14 protein-coding genes and 1 pseudogene are annotated in these 16,097 nt (G+C 69.3%); 7 read left to right on the forward strand and 8 right to left on the reverse strand.

Translation table 11 applies throughout. The features are described from left to right. Positions 1-126 precede the first annotated feature (126 nt). The 3 genes from AB0K34_RS36030 to AB0K34_RS36040 all read left to right on the forward strand — a co-directional run bounded on the left by AB0K34_RS36030 (position 127) and on the right by AB0K34_RS36040 (position 6,462). Complete coding sequence (locus tag AB0K34_RS36030; RefSeq protein WP_138638380.1) at positions 127-1,392, forward strand: hypothetical protein; 1,266 nt, start codon at positions 127-129, stop codon at positions 1,390-1,392. After that, the gene (locus AB0K34_RS36035) at positions 1,389-4,961 is read left to right on the forward strand and encodes a WD40 repeat domain-containing protein (RefSeq protein WP_138638379.1); all 3,573 of its coding nucleotides are present in this window, start codon (positions 1,389-1,391) and stop codon (positions 4,959-4,961) included. The genes AB0K34_RS36030 and AB0K34_RS36035 overlap by 4 nt, the downstream gene beginning before the upstream one ends. 139 nt (positions 4,962-5,100) lie before the next feature. Next, positions 5,101-6,462, forward strand: a complete 1,362-nt coding sequence (locus tag AB0K34_RS36040; RefSeq protein WP_138638378.1) for a hypothetical protein — start codon at positions 5,101-5,103, stop codon at positions 6,460-6,462. 279 nt (positions 6,463-6,741) lie between these two features. On the opposite strand, the gene AB0K34_RS36045 is transcribed toward AB0K34_RS36040, so the two are convergent. The 4 genes from AB0K34_RS36045 to AB0K34_RS36060 all read right to left on the reverse strand — a co-directional run bounded on the left by AB0K34_RS36045 (position 6,742) and on the right by AB0K34_RS36060 (position 10,223). After that, positions 6,742-7,563 carry a hypothetical protein gene (locus AB0K34_RS36045; RefSeq protein WP_301177200.1) on the reverse strand — a complete coding sequence of 274 codons (822 nt, stop codon included), beginning with the start codon at positions 7,561-7,563 and terminating at the stop codon, positions 6,742-6,744. A 65-nt stretch (positions 7,564-7,628) separates the two neighbouring features. Next, positions 7,629-8,357 carry a hypothetical protein gene (locus AB0K34_RS36050; protein WP_301177199.1) on the reverse strand — a complete coding sequence of 243 codons (729 nt, stop codon included), beginning with the start codon at positions 8,355-8,357 and terminating at the stop codon, positions 7,629-7,631. Positions 8,358-8,578: 221 nt separating this feature from the next. Next, entirely contained in the window at positions 8,579-9,268 is a 690-nt protein-coding gene (locus AB0K34_RS36055; protein WP_138640950.1) for a hypothetical protein, read from the reverse strand. A 301-nt stretch (positions 9,269-9,569) separates the two neighbouring features. Then, the gene (locus AB0K34_RS36060; protein ID WP_138640949.1) at positions 9,570-10,223 is read right to left on the reverse strand and encodes a TetR/AcrR family transcriptional regulator; all 654 of its coding nucleotides are present in this window, start codon (positions 10,221-10,223) and stop codon (positions 9,570-9,572) included. 333 nt (positions 10,224-10,556) lie between these two features. On the opposite strand from AB0K34_RS36060, the pseudogene AB0K34_RS36065 reads away from it, so the two are divergent. Beyond that, a pseudogene (locus AB0K34_RS36065) lies at positions 10,557-10,688 on the forward strand (IS110 family transposase); the annotation flags it as partial. A gap of 151 nt (positions 10,689-10,839) precedes the next feature. On the opposite strand, the gene AB0K34_RS36070 reads toward AB0K34_RS36065, so the two are convergent. Continuing rightward, positions 10,840-11,004, reverse strand: coding sequence for a hypothetical protein (locus AB0K34_RS36070; RefSeq protein ID WP_364553322.1), 165 nt, complete (start codon positions 11,002-11,004; stop codon positions 10,840-10,842). A 185-nt stretch (positions 11,005-11,189) separates the two neighbouring features. Between AB0K34_RS36070 and AB0K34_RS36075 the strand changes: the two genes are divergently transcribed. The 3 genes from AB0K34_RS36075 (at position 11,190) to AB0K34_RS36085 (ending at position 13,609) form a co-directional block, all read left to right on the forward strand. Further along, a complete protein-coding gene (locus AB0K34_RS36075; RefSeq protein ID WP_138640948.1) occupies positions 11,190-11,846 on the forward strand; it encodes a CatB-related O-acetyltransferase in 657 nt (218 codons plus the stop codon). Further along, positions 11,843-12,718: a virginiamycin B lyase gene (locus tag AB0K34_RS36080; RefSeq protein WP_364553323.1), complete on the forward strand. Its 876-nt coding sequence runs from the start codon at positions 11,843-11,845 to the stop codon at positions 12,716-12,718. The genes AB0K34_RS36075 and AB0K34_RS36080 overlap by 4 nt, the downstream gene beginning before the upstream one ends. A 231-nt stretch (positions 12,719-12,949) precedes the next feature. After that, positions 12,950-13,609 (forward strand): DUF5701 family protein, encoded by a 660-nt coding sequence (locus tag AB0K34_RS36085; protein ID WP_364553324.1) that lies wholly within the window; start codon positions 12,950-12,952, stop codon positions 13,607-13,609. 12 nt (positions 13,610-13,621) lie between these two features. Here AB0K34_RS36085 and AB0K34_RS36090 read toward each other — a convergent pair whose 3' ends face one another. From AB0K34_RS36090 to AB0K34_RS36100, 3 genes are all read right to left on the reverse strand, one after another. Beyond that, positions 13,622-14,023 carry a hypothetical protein gene (locus AB0K34_RS36090; protein WP_364553325.1) on the reverse strand — a complete coding sequence of 134 codons (402 nt, stop codon included), beginning with the start codon at positions 14,021-14,023 and terminating at the stop codon, positions 13,622-13,624. 259 nt (positions 14,024-14,282) lie between these two features. Then, positions 14,283-15,044 carry a hypothetical protein gene (locus tag AB0K34_RS36095; RefSeq protein ID WP_364553326.1) on the reverse strand — a complete coding sequence of 254 codons (762 nt, stop codon included), beginning with the start codon at positions 15,042-15,044 and terminating at the stop codon, positions 14,283-14,285. Next, on the reverse strand, positions 15,041-15,670 hold the full coding sequence (locus AB0K34_RS36100) for an RNA polymerase sigma factor (protein ID WP_138640944.1): 630 nt from the start codon (positions 15,668-15,670) through the stop codon (positions 15,041-15,043). The genes AB0K34_RS36095 and AB0K34_RS36100 overlap by 4 nt, the downstream gene beginning before the upstream one ends. Positions 15,671-16,097: the final 427 nt, after the last annotated feature.

The following is a 16,097-nucleotide window of genomic DNA, read 5'->3' on the forward strand; positions in this document are numbered from 1 at the left end:
TGCGACATTTCTGCGACGGGCCGCTGCTTCACTGAACGGCCGAAGCGACCCGGATCATCGGCGGCCAGCGTACCCATCGGCGCAGCGGATGGACGCGGCCGGCGAGCCTTGACAGGAGATGCCGTGATGGCGCACCGCCCGCTCAGTGCCTGGGTCGCCGCCGTACCGCTGTCCGCCGACGGGACCGCCGAGCGGCCCGGCTTCCTGGAGGTCAACTTCGGTGACGAGCGCGCCGACGCCCGTGACCTGCGGGTCTTCGCCACCGGGTGGGAACGGCGGGCGATACCGGCCGGTCTCGGTGGGCCGGTGCTCGGCCTCGTGCGGCAGGGCGAGGCCGTGCTCGAACTGGACGAGCTCGCCCGGCCGATTCCGGTCAGCGCCGAGGGCGCGGCGCTACTCTCCGGCCTGGAGGACCGCTGGCCCGACGCCGTTCTGCCGGCCTCCGGGGAACACGTGCTCGCCGCCGAAAATGTGGCCGTCCGCCACCTGCTCCTCTCCCGCCTCGCCGACGAGGGAGATCCGCCACCGGAGATCTTCCATTTCCTGCCATGGGAGCTCGTCGACGAACTCGTCCACGACATGCTGGGCGTGCTGGACGGTGCGGAACCCGGGCCGATCGTGGAGTTACGGCACTGGTTCACACCCGCCGGCCCACGGATCAGCGCCGCGTTGGAGCAGCTCGACGAGGGGCTGCGCGAACCCGACGACGCGGTCGCCCGCGTCGGCGCGACGGCGCTCTGCTCGCGTCTGCTGGCCTTCGACCCCGCGCGGATGCCGGAACGCACCCGGTCCGCACTGGGGTCGCTCATCGCGAACTGGGTGAAGCACGACCCGTTCCTCCGCCACACCGCAGCCCGCGCGCAGCTCCGGCTGTCGGGCGGCAACGACGACTCCGCCGCCGTGCGGGTGGACCCGCCTGCCGTCGCGGCCGACGACGGGCCCGCCGTGCGCCGCGTCCCCCGCGACGCCGCACGGCCGCCGTTCACCCTCGTCCACACGGCGCAGTCGAACGGACAGGTGACCGTGAACGTCGAGGCCCCGCTCCCGGAGCAGGAGGCACGCCGGGTCGACGCCGTCTACGGGATCATGTTCGTGCGGGTCGTCATCGACACGAGGGACGGCGTGACCCGCTACCTCATCCCGCTCCGCCGCCGGTTCGGCAGGCTCACCGGCCTCATCGAACTTCCGTTCCCGCGAGCCGGCTCGGTCGGCGCGGACCTGGACGGCCCGCCCATCGGCATCGCCGAGGCGCGCCACGCCGACCGCGAGGAGGTCCGCCGGTCGGTGCGCGTCCAGCGGAACGCGCTGACGCGCGACCTGTGGCGGCAGTTCGCCGTGCGGCTCGGAGCGGAGCATCCGCTGCACGGCATCGTGCTGGGCGAGCTGCCGTGAACCCGGACGACTACGCCGCCCTCATCCACGGCGAACCGGGCGGGGAGCTGCTGCGGGGCGGTGCCCTTTACCACTTCTCCAACGACGGTTACGGACCCGCGCAACCCCTGCTCGAACTGGTGCGCAGGCTGGTCGCAGAGTGCGCCGTCGGCGATCTCGAAACGCTGCACCGGGAGCTGTGCCCGTTGCACGAGGTACTCGGCGAGGGCAACTCGGACCGGCCGGACGCCGAGAGCGTCCCGCCGCCCTTCCGCGCGGGCGAGGCCGCCGCGGCCGGGGCGCTGCGGGCGCTCGCCGGCCTCGGCCTCCTCCTCGCCGACGACCGTCCCGGCGACGCGGAGTTGCGCGCCGCACTGACCTGGTACGGGGCGATCGCGCACACCTGCGCCGCACCGCCGCCCGGCCCCGGCGCCGCGGACGGGTGGGCGGCGTCGGCGACCCGCGCGGCGGAGCCGCTCGGGCGTCGGCTGCGCCAGCTCGACGGCATCGTGGCGGAGACCGGTGCGGCGGGGCCGGCGGCGGCCTGTGCGGAGATTCTGCGCCACCTTGCCCCGCCGGCCACCGGACGGCGCGCCCGCGCGGTCTTCTGGGCGCGCCGCGTCGCCTACCACCTCGGATTCCACCGCGTCCATACCGTCCGGGTCGTGTTCTCCCACCACAAGAACGTCGAGGCGCCCGCCAGGCTGCGGATGCGCCGGCGCCGGGGGCCGGACGCGCTCGTCCCGCATCCGGAGCACATGGCGTTCTTCTGCGCCGACGAGGCCTTCGGCGAGGCGCTGCGGCTCGCCTGGCGGGCCGCGGGGCGCAAGCGGCTCGGCACGGTGCTGTGGTCGCTGGAGGGCACGAACGGCACGCCGCCGCGGATCACCGGCGGGTCGCTGGGCGCCGCGCTCGCCGTCGTCCTCGACGAGTTCGGGCGGCGGCGACGGTGGTGGGTCCTGCTGGCGGTGCGGCGGCTGCGCTCCGGGACGGCGATCACCGGCGCGCTGGACGACGCGGGCGCGCTCGTCTCGGTCAGCGGATATGAGAACAAGCTCGCCACCATGGACGAGACCGGCCGGCTGATCGTCCCGTCGGACGACGTGGGAACGGCCAAGCGGCACGCCCCGGCGGCGGACATGGAGATCCTGGGCGCCGGCGACTGGCGGGACGCCGCGCGCAAGGCCCGCGCCCTGAGCGTCCGGGCCGTGATCATCCGCTCGGTCGCCGCCGCGGCCGTCGCGGCCCTGTTCATCGTCGGCATGGTCGTCAACGCCGCGAACAATGACTCGAAACGGCAGCGGCTCGCGAGCACGGTGGCGGAACTGGCGTCGGAGGCCGCCGACGCCGCCGCGGTCGATCCGTCCCTGCCACCGCTGCTCGCACTGGCCGCCTACCAGCTGGATCCGCGCTCACCCGTCGCGACGGACGCGCTGTACCGGGTGGTGCAGGACAACGCCGCCGTCGCCCGCAACGTCGACACCCACCATGACGCGGTGACGGCGCTCGCCGGGGGAGGCACCCTCTACGCCGCCACCCGGGACGGCACGCTCTCGGCCTGGGACGAGTCCCAGGGGCGGCGGGTCGCCGAACGCTCGCTCGACGGCCGCACCATCACGGCCATCGAGGTCAACGAAGCCGCTCCGCTGGTCGTCACCGCCGACAGCGAGGGCGGTGTGCGGCTGTGGCGGACGGACGGAGCCGAGCGGCTCACCGAATCGGCCGTCCTCGCGGCCGACGGCCCGCCGGGCGCGCAGGTCGGCACGACGACGACCGATCCGGTGGTCGGCCTGGGATTCACGGGCGCGGACCGGGTCTGGGCGCTTGCCGGAAGCGGAGAACTGCGCGTGTGGGACACGGTCACCCATGAGCGGCTTCTCACCAGGTCCGCAGAGGACATGCTCGGCGCCACTGCGGGCGGCGACGATCCCGCCTTCGTCGCGGTGACCGCCCTCGGCGGCGTGTGGGGCAACGTGAGCCTGCGCACCGCCCCGCGCACGGCGAACGCCCTGGCGGCGACCGCGTCCGGTGAAATTCTGGCCGTCGACGCCGTCCACGGCCGGGTCACGCCGTTCCTCAGCCTCCCGGAACTGGGCAGCTCCATCACGGCTCTCGCGCTCCGCTCCGCGTCGCCCGACGGGATCCTCGCCGTCGGCACCGATCACGGGGTGCAACTGTGGAACGCCCGCGAACGCAGGCAGCTGCCGACGGACGGCGGCGGGCCCGACCCGGTCACCGCGCTGGCCTTCGACGGCTCCGGCGAGGCACTGGCCATCGGAACCTCGCAGGGGACCAGGATGATCCCGGTGTCGCTGGGCGAGAAGCCCGTCAAGCGCGCGCCGCTCGGCAGGCCCGTGGGCGGTCAGGTCACGGTGTTCGCCCCCGACGCGGACCCGGGAGGGCTGCTGCCGGTCGGGCACCCCGACGGCACCATCACCTTCCTCGACCCGCGGAACCGGCGGGTCACCCAGCCGGCGGTCCCCGCGTCGACCGTCGCCGCATTCGACGGCTCCGGCCGGCTCCTGGTCACCGACCGCCTCAACAGCCGCAACTGGATCACCGGGCTCCACGTCATCAAACCCGCCGAAGGGCATGTCTACGACCCGGAGACCAAGGCGACCACGTATCGGACGATCCGCACGCTGAAACCCTCACCTCAGTGGTGGCCGGAGAACCAGCTCTTCTTCGTCCTGGACGCGGCTCTCACCGACCGCCTCGCCATCGTCGGCGGGCAGGTCTGGAAGGACGGCTCCTATCAGGGCATGGTCGCCGTCTGGGACTCGAGGACCGGTGAACCGCTGCGGCTGTTCCTCTTCCCCGGCGGACAGCCCGATCTCGTCCGCTCGGTGCGGTACCTGCCGGGGCTGTCCGCCATCGTCGCGCGCAACGGCGACGGCGATGTCCGGGCCTGGTCGACCCGCACGTGGAACGAGATCGCCGGCCTGTCACCCGGCGCCGGCGACATCTTCGCCGCGCATCCCGAGAAGGCCACCGCCGTCTTCGCGGCCACCGACGAGGGCGGCGACGGGGGCCGGCGGCAATCCCTGGTCTTCACGGACATGAAGACGTCGAAGACGCGCAGGATGCCGGTGAAGTACTTCGTCTCCGCGATGAGCTTCTCCCCCATACGAGATTACCTGGCGGTCCTCGGCAGCGATGACAAGGTGCACTTCTACGGCGGCGACGGCGCGGCGCACCCAGGAACTCCGGACATCACCCTGCGGTCCTCGGCCAAGGGCATCGCCATCGCCCCGGATGGAGAACGCATCGCCGTCGCGATGGAGGACGGCGACGTCCTCGTCTACGACGTCTCGACCGGGACCCTCACCATTCCGCCACTGCGCGACCCCGACGGCCTGCTGCCGACCCGGCCGGCCTGGGAAGGGCCCGGCGACATTCTCGCAACGATCGGCTATCGCAGGTCCCAGCGCCAGTCGGTGATCGACAGCGTGCAGTTCTGGCACACCAGGAAATTGTCATGGCGGCAGCAGATGTGCGCGCTGGCAGGACGGAACATCACCCGTTCCGAATGGCGGCAGTACGTGCACGGCGGATACGAATACCGAAGTCTCTGCCCGGATGAGGAGTGACATGCCCAATCGCGGTGGACGAACGACCTCGGTACTGGTCTGCACTGTTCTCCTCCTCACCGGATGCTCGGCGGGCCAGGAGAAATCCCGGCCGCCGGCCGCCGGCCGGGACGCCGCCTACACGGCTCCGCTCCCCGCAGTGGCGTATGCCGACGGCGACGGCATCGTGATCACCGGCGGAGGCCGTCCGACCCTGACCTTCCCCGTGCCGAAGTCCGACGACCCTGCCGACCCGCCCGCCGGCGGCGACTTCTCCTGGTCCGCGGACGGCCGCTACGTGACCTGGTCGATCGACAATGTCATCCACGTCGCCGACACCACGACCGGAAAGGAGAACTCCTGGCCCTGCCCGTGCATCGGCGGCACCTTCGTGGGCGACGACCTCGTCGCCGTCTCTCTGGACCGGTCGATCCTGGTGGTCGCGCCGGGGGCGCAGTCGCCGGTCCGGCACAAGATCTCCGGCCCGGCGGCCACTGCGATCCGGGCGAGCAGCGGTGTCGCGGGCTCCGACGGAACCGGCATAGTGGTGAAGTTCGAAAAGGGCAGCAAGGATTACTCCTTTTTCAGTATCTCGCCGGACGGCAAGTCGCGACTGGTCGGCGGGAACATCCCGCAGCAGTGGCCGGGCAGGGAGCGCTGGAACGCCGACCATTCCGTCTCGGCCTTCGCCACGGCCTCCAACGGAGGCCCCTGCGGAATGTCCGACCGGATGGTGCTGCTGTTCCCCCGGTCCAGCGAGAACCGTTTGCTGTACCTTCCGGCCTCCAGCCTCAGATGGAACATCATGGACGCCGCCTGGGGAGCCGACGGAAAACTGTACACCGCCATCAATAAATGGTTCGAATGCAATGAGAAAGGCGAGGGAATCGACTACGCCAGTACCCGGATCTGGCGCCTGGACGGCGGGAAGTGGACCGACACCGGACGGCAGCTCGCCTACTTCCAACCGATATCCACCGACTCCTACATCGGTGTACGACTCGGCCGGCAGAAGAGCCGGATGGACACCGGCCCACCACCCGCTGAATTGATCTTCGGTTCGCTGCACTCGAACGCCACGCGCACGATCGCGCGGGGTCTCGGCGATTTCGCCGTGAGCCCGCGCGCGATGCGGACGGCGGGCGGGGCCGAACCTCCCGCGCCCTCCGCGTCGCTGCCGACGACCCCCGTCCCGGTGCTGGGCATCAACCCCGACCCCTACCAGGAGGGCTACGGGCGGGTCATGCCACCCAAGATCTTCAACGGCGGCGACCCGACGGGGCTCGTCGAGAACGTCCACTGGTCCAACTGGGGTGCACCGCAAGCGACCGCGACCGGGACCGCCCTGTGGGCACCAGAGGTCGTCGCCGACGGCACGATGGAGCCCGTCCAGGTGGTGGCGTCCGATCTCGGCAGTTGCCATGGCGTACGGGCGTACCGCTCACTCACCTGGTTCTTCCCGCAGCACGGCCAGAAGTTCGATCCCAAGAACCTTTCCAACATCTGCATGAAGGTGCCGTGAACCAGGCGACGCCAAAAGTGCCTGAGTCGGGTTCCGCGGAACGGCTTGGCGGGCCTGGGGAGGGGTCATGACGTAGCGTCCGTGGTTGGGGTACAGCGACTTGAGCGTGGTCTCCCCGTACTGGATGTAGGTACCGAAGAGAGGATCTGTGCTGCAGATTCTCCGCGGGCGGCCGACTTGCGTGAGGGACGCCGGCTCGCCGTCCCCGCCCGGATGGACGGCGAGCCGGCGTGGTACGTGAAGGACCGCTTCAGGTGGTCCTGTCGGCGAAGGTGCAGGCTATGCGGGTAGGTCGGTGTAGGCCTTGGAGGCCAGGTACTGGTCGAAGATCACGGTGTTGGTGCCGGCCTTGGCGGGCAGTCCGGCCCGCCAGTCCACGATGCCGTTGAGCAGGCCGCCGGGGCCACAGCTGCTGGACTTGGGCACCGCGAAGGCGTTGTCGACGAGCTTCAGCTTGAACACCAGCGGGTCGGTGGAGACGTCGACGGGCGGGCTACCGGAGATCGGCTGGTTGGGCGGGGGCGGGCTGGTGGTGCCGATGGTCAGGTTGAGGGTGACCGGGTCGTCCTTGGTGCCGATGGTGCACTGGTCGCCGACCAGGGAGTTCTGCACGCCGACCTTGAGCTTGAGCCGGAGGAGGGTGTTGGCGTCGACGTTGAACTCGGGGTCGGCGGCCAGCTCGGGCTTGGCGTGGACCTGCATGATCGGCAGGACGTCGGTGCCGGGGACGCCGAGGATGCCGCCGGTGACGCGGATCGGGTCGCCCTTGAGCGGAACCGCGATCATCTTCTGTTCGAGCGTCGCGGGGTCGTAGCCGATCGCGTAGGTCAGCCGGAGGGCCTTGTCGATCGTCTGATCGATCTTGCCGATCTGCAGCCTCCCGCCCGCGATCACCGCGACGTTGCAGTTCCACCACGTCGGGTCCGCGCCGGCGGGCAGCGCGGGGCAGTCCTCGAACGTGAGCCCCGCGGGCAGGGTGTCGCGGACGGGCAGGGCGGGGGCGGCCGAGGCCGGGGCGGCGGCGTGCGCGGTCAGGGCGATCACGCCGGTCACCGCGCCCAGCGCCCTCGCTGCGCGGCGCCGCACGGTTGTTGCTGTCATCGATGCTCCATGGTGAGATTCCGGGCCGGTTCCGGGCGGGAACTTCGGGCGGGCGGTGACCTGGGTCAGAGGTCGGTGTACGGCTTGTAGCTCACGTACTGGTTGAAGATCGCGGTGTTGTTCCCCGCGGCCGAGGGCACGCCGGCCTGGGAGTTGACCGCCCAGTTGAGGGTTCCGGCCAGCCCGCAGCCGGAGGAGCCGGGGACGGCGAAGGAGTTGTCGACCATGGTCGCCTTGAACACCGGCGGGTCCGTCGACACGTCGACGGGGGTGCTGCCGAAGATCAGGTGCAGCTTGATCGGGTTCCCGTTGGAGCCGATGTAGCAGTACGGGCCGAGGTTCGGGTTGATCACCTTGACCTTGAGGTTCAGCAGGACGTCGCCGTTCTGCAGGTCCATGAACCCGGCGTACTCGGGCCTGGCGTACACGGCGGAGAAGAGGGGGTCGCCGAAGATGCCCGGCTTGACGAGCATCTTGCCGGCCTGGAAGCCGCCGACGATGACCTTCTGCTCCAGCGTGACGGGGTCGAAGCCGACCGCGTAGGTGAGGGTGATGGGCGAGGTGATCGCCTGGTCCAGCCTTCCGAGCTTGAACTGGCCGCCGGTGATGATCGCGACGTTGCAGTTCCACCAGGTGGGGTCGGCGCCGGACGGCAGCGCCGGGCACTTGTCGAAGCTGAAGGCCGGGATCGTCTCCGCCGAGGCGGACGGGACGAGGGCGGCACCGGACAGTGCGGTGCCGGCGGCGAGAGCCAGCGCAGCCAGGCTGCTGCGCCGGCGGAACAGTGATCGCACAGCGTTCTCCAGGGGGGTGGGTACAGCGGGGGAAAGGAATCCCGGTCGCATCGGGCGGCTGGAGTGCGTGGCCGTTGGGACGGGACTGGGATGGTGCACTCGGACGGTGGCGGGGCCGCCATTGGGGTTCTGGCGGCCCCGCCTGATCAGGGCGGGGACGGTGTGCCCCGCGCGTGGGTGAGAACGGCCGGGTCGGGGGCGGCCGGCTCAGGAGCGCCGGGTCAGGGCGCGATCGTGAGGTCGGCGCCGCCGGGCTCGGTGAGCACCTGGAACTTGCCGTTGCCGGAGACGGCGGCCGGGCAGCCGGAGGTGTTCTCCGGGTGGGCGACCTTCTGCAGCTGCTGGCCCGTCAACTGTCCCTGCGAGTGGGGGTTGCCGGTGTCGGGCCGGTTCGAGTTGGTGCTGTTGAACAGGTCGATGGTCAGCGGGGTCGTGGTGGTGAGCCCGTAGTGGCAGGTCTCGGTGCGCCCCAGGTTGGTCAGGCGCAGCACCGCCTTGATGTCCACGCTGCTGTTGGGAGCGTTGACCGTCAGGTAGCCGTCGCGGTGGTTGGTGTGGGCGGCGTCGTAGTGCGCCGACGCGCCGCTGTAGGGCAGGTTGTTCACCGTGTAGGTGTCGCTGCCGCCGTAGTTGTTGGTGCAGTTGGTGAGCGAGGCGGTCTTGAGCTGCCCGCCGGAGCCGTCGGAGACGACCGAGGCGACCAGGCTCACGGCGTTGCAGGTGCTGGTGATCAGCCCGATGCCCGGGCCGTTGCCCGAGAACTTGGTGGGGTTGATGTTGGTGACCTTGACGTCACCGTTGTAGGGCGAGCCGCCGGAGCTGATCGTGGTGGCCAGCGCGGCGGACGCGCCGGCGATCAGCAGCGCGCTCGCCCCCATCGCGGGGAGGGCGATCCTGAACGGTTTGCGCACCTTTCCTGTCCTTTCGATCGGGGTGGGAAGGGCCCTCGAAAGGAAACATAAACTGCGGCGTTCTTCAAGAACGATGCCGTACCCAGAACATGAAAGGTTTTATTTCGGACACCCTTGGAGCCCCCGATACTGCGCCCGAAAACTGTGCACGCAGGGTGACGAAGAACATCATCGACACGACTCATCGTCACGGCCGGTGGCGCGGTCTCGCGCCATCAAACCAAGACGGGGTGTTTTTCGGACGCGCGCACGACGTGGCCGGATACGGCCACGTCGTCTGCTCACAAAACGACAGTCCGAGTCATTGGCCCCCCAGTGGGGGACTGGGAATCGCGAACACGTTGACCAATGCATCCCGCAGGCAGGGCAACTTGTGCGCCTCGCCCCGGTTCACCCGATCAAAAATGACCTCGTGCATCCCGCCGACGGCCACCTCGGCCGTCAGTTCGGGTTCGGGATAGTCCGGAACCCGCGCCCGCAGGTGGTCCACCATCATCTTGCTGAAGAGCCGCTTGAGCCGGTCCCTGCGCTCGACGGCCTCCGGGCCGGCCGCCAGCACCTCCACGATGCACATCCGGGCGGCCAGCGGCTCGTCGGCGATGAACTGCAAAAAAGCGCCCAGGCCCGCATGCAACCGGTCCGACAAGGGCGCGTCGGCGTCGACACTCCCGATTACCAACGCGACGACCCGGTCAGTGACCGAATCATAGGCGGCCAGGAATGCCTCCTCCTTGCTCTTGAAATTCTCGTAGAACGTCTTTTTGGAAACTGCGGACCTGCTGACGATGCTGTCGATGGTGAGCTGCGCGTAACCGTCCGATCCGACAGCCTCGATCACCGCCTGCAGAATCCGCGCCCGCTGGTTGCTGGCCACATAGCTGCGTGACAGCCGATGCCGTCCGGACGGCAGCCGTCCACCGCCGTGACCTTGGGGTTCACTGTCAAGCCTCTTCATGACCCGCCGCCATTTCGATTCCCTGAGACCCGGACCACCAAGATTCTACGGTGTGTTCGGAGACGCCGAAAATGAGACTCCTCGACCTCAACTCATAACACTAGTTCTCCCCGGCGCCTGCTGCACGCCATCTTCCTCAGCAGGCCACGACCCGCGCCTGCTCACCCCCTGGGCAAGTCTCTAATCCGCTACAGCGTGAGCAACCCGGCTGGGGAGAGGCCCTGATAAGACTCGATGATTGAGTGGTCTGTGTTCTCTGCCGTCTATGGTGGCGGAAGCGCAGCGGCTCCAGGGGCTCCTACATCGGCGGCCGCTGGGTGGTCTGCGGTCGGTCACGGACACGGGCTGCCCCCGGCCGGTAGGAAGGTCTTCGACAAGCGGCTGCCCAACAGCGAGCCGAAGCTGCGATCGGTGTTCGACAAGCTCACCGCGAAGTTCGGCACCGTCCTCGTGATGGTGGGCCAGGCACGGATCAGGCTGGTCAGCGCTGATGCCCAGTGCTGTCGCTCGGCCCGCGGCCTAGTGGTGAATGCATTGCGCCCCGGCCCGAGCAGGGCTCCTAGGTGAGCGAAGGCAGCTGGGGGCGCGGCAAGATTCACCGAAATCACTGAGCACCTCACCCAGGGGAAAGAGCATGAGGTCGCGTTCCCGTTCGCACGCCCAGGGTCAGCGTCCCCGAGGTGCCGCGGGCGGCGGGGGCGATGCGCACCCTGCGGCTGGTGCGGTCGGAGTGCAGTTCCTCGGCCACGACCAGGAAGATCTCGATGTCCCGCAGTTCCACCCGCACCTCGTTCCGAGTTCCGATCCATAACAGCCCGGTTATCGATCAGTTCACGAAGTCGCCCTTGATCAAGAACAGCGCCCTGACCGAGGCTGGGACCCGTTCAAGGCGCCCGCGCCGCCGCTGCCGCGACTCCTGCCGCCCCCGGCCCGTTGCGACGCCGACCGATCTGCGAAGGACTTCCGTTGTCCCCCGACCCGACCACCGTCCACCCACTGCCGGCCCACCACCGGGTGGTGTTCCTCAAACCGCTGGTCAACTCACCGGCGATCGACGTGGGCGAGTACACCTACTACGACGACCCCGACCACGCGACCGACTTCGAGCACCGCAACGTGCTCTACGCCTACGGCCCCGAACGACTGATCATCGGCAAGTACTGCGCGATCGCGACCGGAACCAGGTTCCTGATGGCCGGCGCCGAGCACCCGGCCATGGGCGTGTCCACCTTCCCGTTCACCATGTTCGGCGGCCAGTGGGCCCAGCAGACCCTGGACATCGTCACCACCATGCCCAGCCGGGGCGACACCGTCGTCGGCAACGACGTGTGGTTCGGCTACCAGTCGATCGTCATGCCCGGCGTGCGGATCGGCGACGGAGCCATCATCGCCGCCGGCGCGGTCGTCACCGCGGACGTGCCGCCCTACACGATCGTGGGCGGCAACCCGGCACGCCAGATCCGGCGGCGCTTCGACGACGCCGACGTGGACCGGCTCCGCCATGCCGCCTGGTGGGACTGGCCCACCGATCTGATCACGCAGCACGCCCGCACCATCATGGCCGGCACCCCAGCCGACATCGAACACATCGCCACCCAGCACCTACGCAGGGAAAGCCGTTGACCATCACGGAACATGTCGTAGCCGACCGCAACGACGGCCCGTATGCCGTCACGACCGGGCCTGACGGTGCGTTGTGGTTCACGCTCGTCCGCGGTGGCGGTATCGGCCGGCTCGTCCCCGGGCGGGAGTCCATCACCCACCGGCTCGATCCGGCGTGCGGGCCGACGATCATCACGACCGGACCGGACGGGGCGCTGTGGTTCACCGAGTACCAGGCGCACCGGATCGGGCGGATCGCCCTCGACGGCACGGTCTCGGAGTTTCCGCTGCCCACCGCGCGTTGCGGCCCGTACGGCATCGCCGCCGGACCGGACGGGGCGCTCTGGTTCACCCAGACCGCCGCCGATCGGATCGGCCGGATCACCACCGACGGCCGGGTCAGCGAGTTCCCGCTCCCCGCCACCGGCGCGTTCCCCTCCGCGATCACCGCCGGTGCGGACGGCGGGATGTGGTTCACCCTGAACCAGGCCAACGCGATCGGGCGGATCGGCATGGACGGAGCGATCGCCGTCCACCCCTTGCCGACCGAGGCCGCAGGACCGGTGGGCATCACCGCCGGACAGGACGGCTCCCTGTGGTTCGTCGAGATCGCCGCCGGGCAGATCGGCCGGATGACCATCGACGGACGGGTGACCGAGTTCGCGCTGCCCGACCGGACCGCCCGGCCGCACGCCATCACGCCCGGCCCCAACGGTGAGCAGTGGTTCACCGAGTGGGGCGGCAACCGCGTCGGCTCCATCACCGGCGATGGCCTGATCCAGGTACACGACCTGCCCACCCCCAGCTCGGAACCCCACGGGATCACCCTCGGCCCGGACGGCGCCCTGTGGGCGGCGCTGGAAACCGGCGCCCTCGCCCGCATCACCCGCTGAACGGGAGACGATCAGGCATGCCGTCACGCGCAACCACACCATCATCACCGCCGGGGGCCGCAGCGAATCGGCGCAGTTCTTCCGAGGACTCCCCTGAACTCCGCCAGACTCCCTCATAGGAGGGTTCACCGACCTCCTGCTGACGGGGCAGTGCCCGAAGACCCGGCGGGCCACGCCATCGGACGCTCCAGCCCCTAATCTCTGAACCGCCGGATCATACGAAAGGATCTCATGACACCGCAGACGGCCTTCGACGCGGGCGCGGAATTCGACCGGCAGGTTCACAACCTGGTCGAGCACGAATACCCGGCCATGGCCGGCATGACCCCAGAGCAGTTCCGCGCCTTGGTCACGCCCTTGCGGCCGGTCGCCGTGAACGCCGGGAACCTCGCTCACGAGCCCGATGCCGGCCGACTTCCCTTCCTGCTCGTGGTGCAACGCCAGGTCGTCCCGATCGAGCAGATGATGCCGCGCACCACCCTGCACGGAAAGGCCAAACCCGGTTTCGTCGACCATTCCTTCGAACCCGGATCCCTTGAACGCTTCGTCGCCATCAAGGAGACCGACGTCCCCGACCAGCCGGTCTACCTGCTGTTCGAGATCGAACGCGGCGAGGAGTTCTGCGGTGCCATCCCCAACGACGCCATGGACACCATCCGCGACCGGGGACGGACCCTGCTCACCATCGAGGAGGGCATAGCCATGACCACCCAGTTCCCAGAGGTCCTGGTCAAGAACAAATGCTACTCCCTGGGCGGCTCACGCTGCGGCGACCGCCGCGTCCCGGCGATATGGATCAGCAAGAACGCCCCCAAGCTCGGCTGGTGCTGGGAACGCAACCCCCACACCTGGCTCGGAATGGCCTCCGCCGCCCACCGCAATAGCGTTTGAGAGGAATGGGAGTCAGGTGGTGCGGCGATCCTCGATCGGCGCAGGCGTCGGGGAAGCCATCCGCACCATCGCCGCCGGGGTGAGGGTCACGGTCGGTGTCGTCCACAAGATCCTCACCGCCGCTGCCGAGGGCACCTCCGTCGGCCAGTCCCCGAATTCCTGACCACAACGCCGTGCCGCCGCCGACCGGGGCCGGGCTTCTGGGTCCAACGGCGAGGGGGTGCTGTGGGCCCACGTCGTGGGGCGGGCCGAGCCCGTCCTACATCGAAGGATGAAGATGACCGTCTGCCCGGGCGCGGCCGTCTTGATGTCGCGGCACAGCGCGAGCGCGGCCTCAAGCTCGGAACGCACCTTGACGCGGGCGGAGATCTTCTTCGAGAAGATCCGGGTGCACCCGGCGGCGCGCAACGCCACGAACTGGCTGTCGAGTTCCTGGCCCCTGGTGGAACAGAGTGCGCGACCGATCCGGAGCGGCGGCGCCTGTCATGGCGCGCCGGGTCGGTGCCCGGGCGGGACGGGCACCTCGAGTAGGTCGGACGGTATGGTCCTGGGCGGCCACCTGGCCCTAGCGGCAGGGCGAGCCTGAGGACGGTGCCCTTGCTGGACGACGGTGTCCACTCGGATCCGGTGGACACCGTCGTCCTACAGCCTGCGGCCGCGCCGGGAGTATTCGTCAGTGCGAGTCCGCGAACGAGACATAGCCGCCGGTGTCAGTGATAAAGACTGGCGTGCCATCCTTCTTTCCAGAGGGTGGCTGCGGTGTTCGCACTCGGGGGGCCGGCCGGTTATGGCACGGAATGGTGCGTCCGCTGACCAGGTAGGTGCCGACCGAGGACGCGGATCCGGTGCGCCGACCGTTCTGCTCGTAGACACCTGAGGTGGTCAACGTCCAGACCATGAACTGGCCGGGCTTGAAGTTGCCCGGATTGATCGTCATCTTCCAGCCGCCTCCCGGCTTCGGGAGATCACTGGGCAGGGTGTACAGGCCGTCCGGCATGTCGTACACGTTCGACGGGAGGTTGACCTGCCTGGCATAGGGCTGCGGGCACACCTTGCCCTCTGGGATGGAGTACACGACCGCCGGCACGTCCAGCGAACGCAATTCGCGCGAGAGCGCGTCAGCGTCGCGTGAGTCCAGGGTCTTCTCGGTGACCTTGACCGTGACCAGGCCGGACGGATCCCGGGTCACCGCGTAGGCGGGCTGAGCGCTCCCCGTCCAGGTCAGCAGCACACCGGCAACCGCGCACGCCGTGCACGCCGCCCCCGCGAGGCCCCACGCCGATCGCCGGCGCACCACCCTCGGGCGGCGCGGCGGCCGAACCGCCGATGCGCGAGCGCCCTTTTCTCTCTTGGCGACAACCGCCGCGGTCAGCTCGATCAGCCTCCGTTCCTGATAGCCCGCAAGCGGAGTGTCATCGGTAGAAATGTTGCTCATGAGGAGGCTCCTTTCGCCAAGGAGGACTGTGGATTAGCGATTGACTGGGCGAGCACCGCATTGTCCGGCGGGAAGGCGGCTTTCAGCCGTTTACGGGCCCGGTGCAGTCGAACCCGGGCGGTACCGTTGCGGATGCCCAGGGCCGCGGCCGCCTCGGCCAGGGTCAGGCCGTCCAGATCGACCAGCTCGATGACACTGCGCAGCCGCTCGGGCAGCGCGGACAGCGTCGAATGCAAGGCGCGCGCCACTCGCTCGGCGTCGATCTGCTCTTCCAACCGGACGATGTCGTCGCCGTCCAGGTAGCGATGGCCTCCCGCCCGCTCCGCCTTGTCCCGCTCACCGGCATGGCGCCGCCACTCGGCGGCCACCACGTTCCGGGCGATGCCCAGCAACCACGCTCGGGGGCTCCCCCGGCCGACCTGATACCGCTCGGCGGTATCGATCGCGGCCAGGAACACCTCGGTGGTCAGATCGTCGACCGTGTGAGGATCGGAGATCCGGCGAGCCACGAAGCGGGTCACATCCGCGACATGCCGCCGATAGAACACCTCCAGCGCCGCCTGATCACGACCGATCGCGGTGACATCCGCCGGATCCGTCCCCACGGCCGGCTTCACATCTCCCATCCAAGGGCCTCCCGCTATGCGCTGTTTGCTCTTCTTGGCGAGAGCGCCTCGTCGTGTTACATCCCACCGGCCCTTCCTGTGCCGACGTTGCGGACGCGAAGCTTGGTACGGACGGTTCTGCCAAGGATCGCGGGCCGCAGCTCTACCGGGCGAAGCTTCGACTCCGCCGCCAGGTCGCCCACACCCACCACGGCACTCTCCACATCACCGACACACCCAGAATCACCCTGCGCGTCCCCAACACCTGCCATCGGTCATTAGAGCCGGTGATCAGCGGTCTTCGTTTTGGCGGTTGGCAGGCTTTCTGCCGACGGTGGTGCCGGCCTGCCATGCCCGCCGCCGCTCGCGCGTGAACCTTTTTTGGGTCGGCTGGCAAAGAGGGGTGTTGTTGCCAGCGATCCAGGAGGGCCGGTATGTGAAGAGTGAC

Source organism: Actinomadura sp. NPDC049382 (genome assembly GCF_040677125.1).
Taxonomy (GTDB): domain Bacteria; phylum Actinomycetota; class Actinomycetes; order Streptosporangiales; family Streptosporangiaceae; genus Spirillospora; species Spirillospora geliboluensis.

What these genes read in the sequence shown, in the direction of transcription:
- AB0K34_RS36030 (WP_138638380.1), top strand. Translation starts at nt 127, where the DNA reads ATGGCGCACCGCCCGCTCAGTGCCTGGGTCGCCGCCGTACCGCTGTCC.
- AB0K34_RS36045 (WP_301177200.1), bottom strand. Translation starts at nt 7,563, where the DNA reads ATGACAGCAACAACCGTGCGGCGCCGCGCAGCGAGGGCGCTGGGCGCG.
- AB0K34_RS36060 (WP_138640949.1), bottom strand. Translation starts at nt 10,223, where the DNA reads ATGAAGAGGCTTGACAGTGAACCCCAAGGTCACGGCGGTGGACGGCTG.
- AB0K34_RS36085 (WP_364553324.1), top strand. Translation starts at nt 12,950, where the DNA reads ATGACACCGCAGACGGCCTTCGACGCGGGCGCGGAATTCGACCGGCAG.
- AB0K34_RS36095 (WP_364553326.1), bottom strand. Translation starts at nt 15,044, where the DNA reads ATGAGCAACATTTCTACCGATGACACTCCGCTTGCGGGCTATCAGGAA.
- AB0K34_RS36100 (WP_138640944.1), bottom strand. Translation starts at nt 15,670, where the DNA reads ATGGGAGATGTGAAGCCGGCCGTGGGGACGGATCCGGCGGATGTCACC.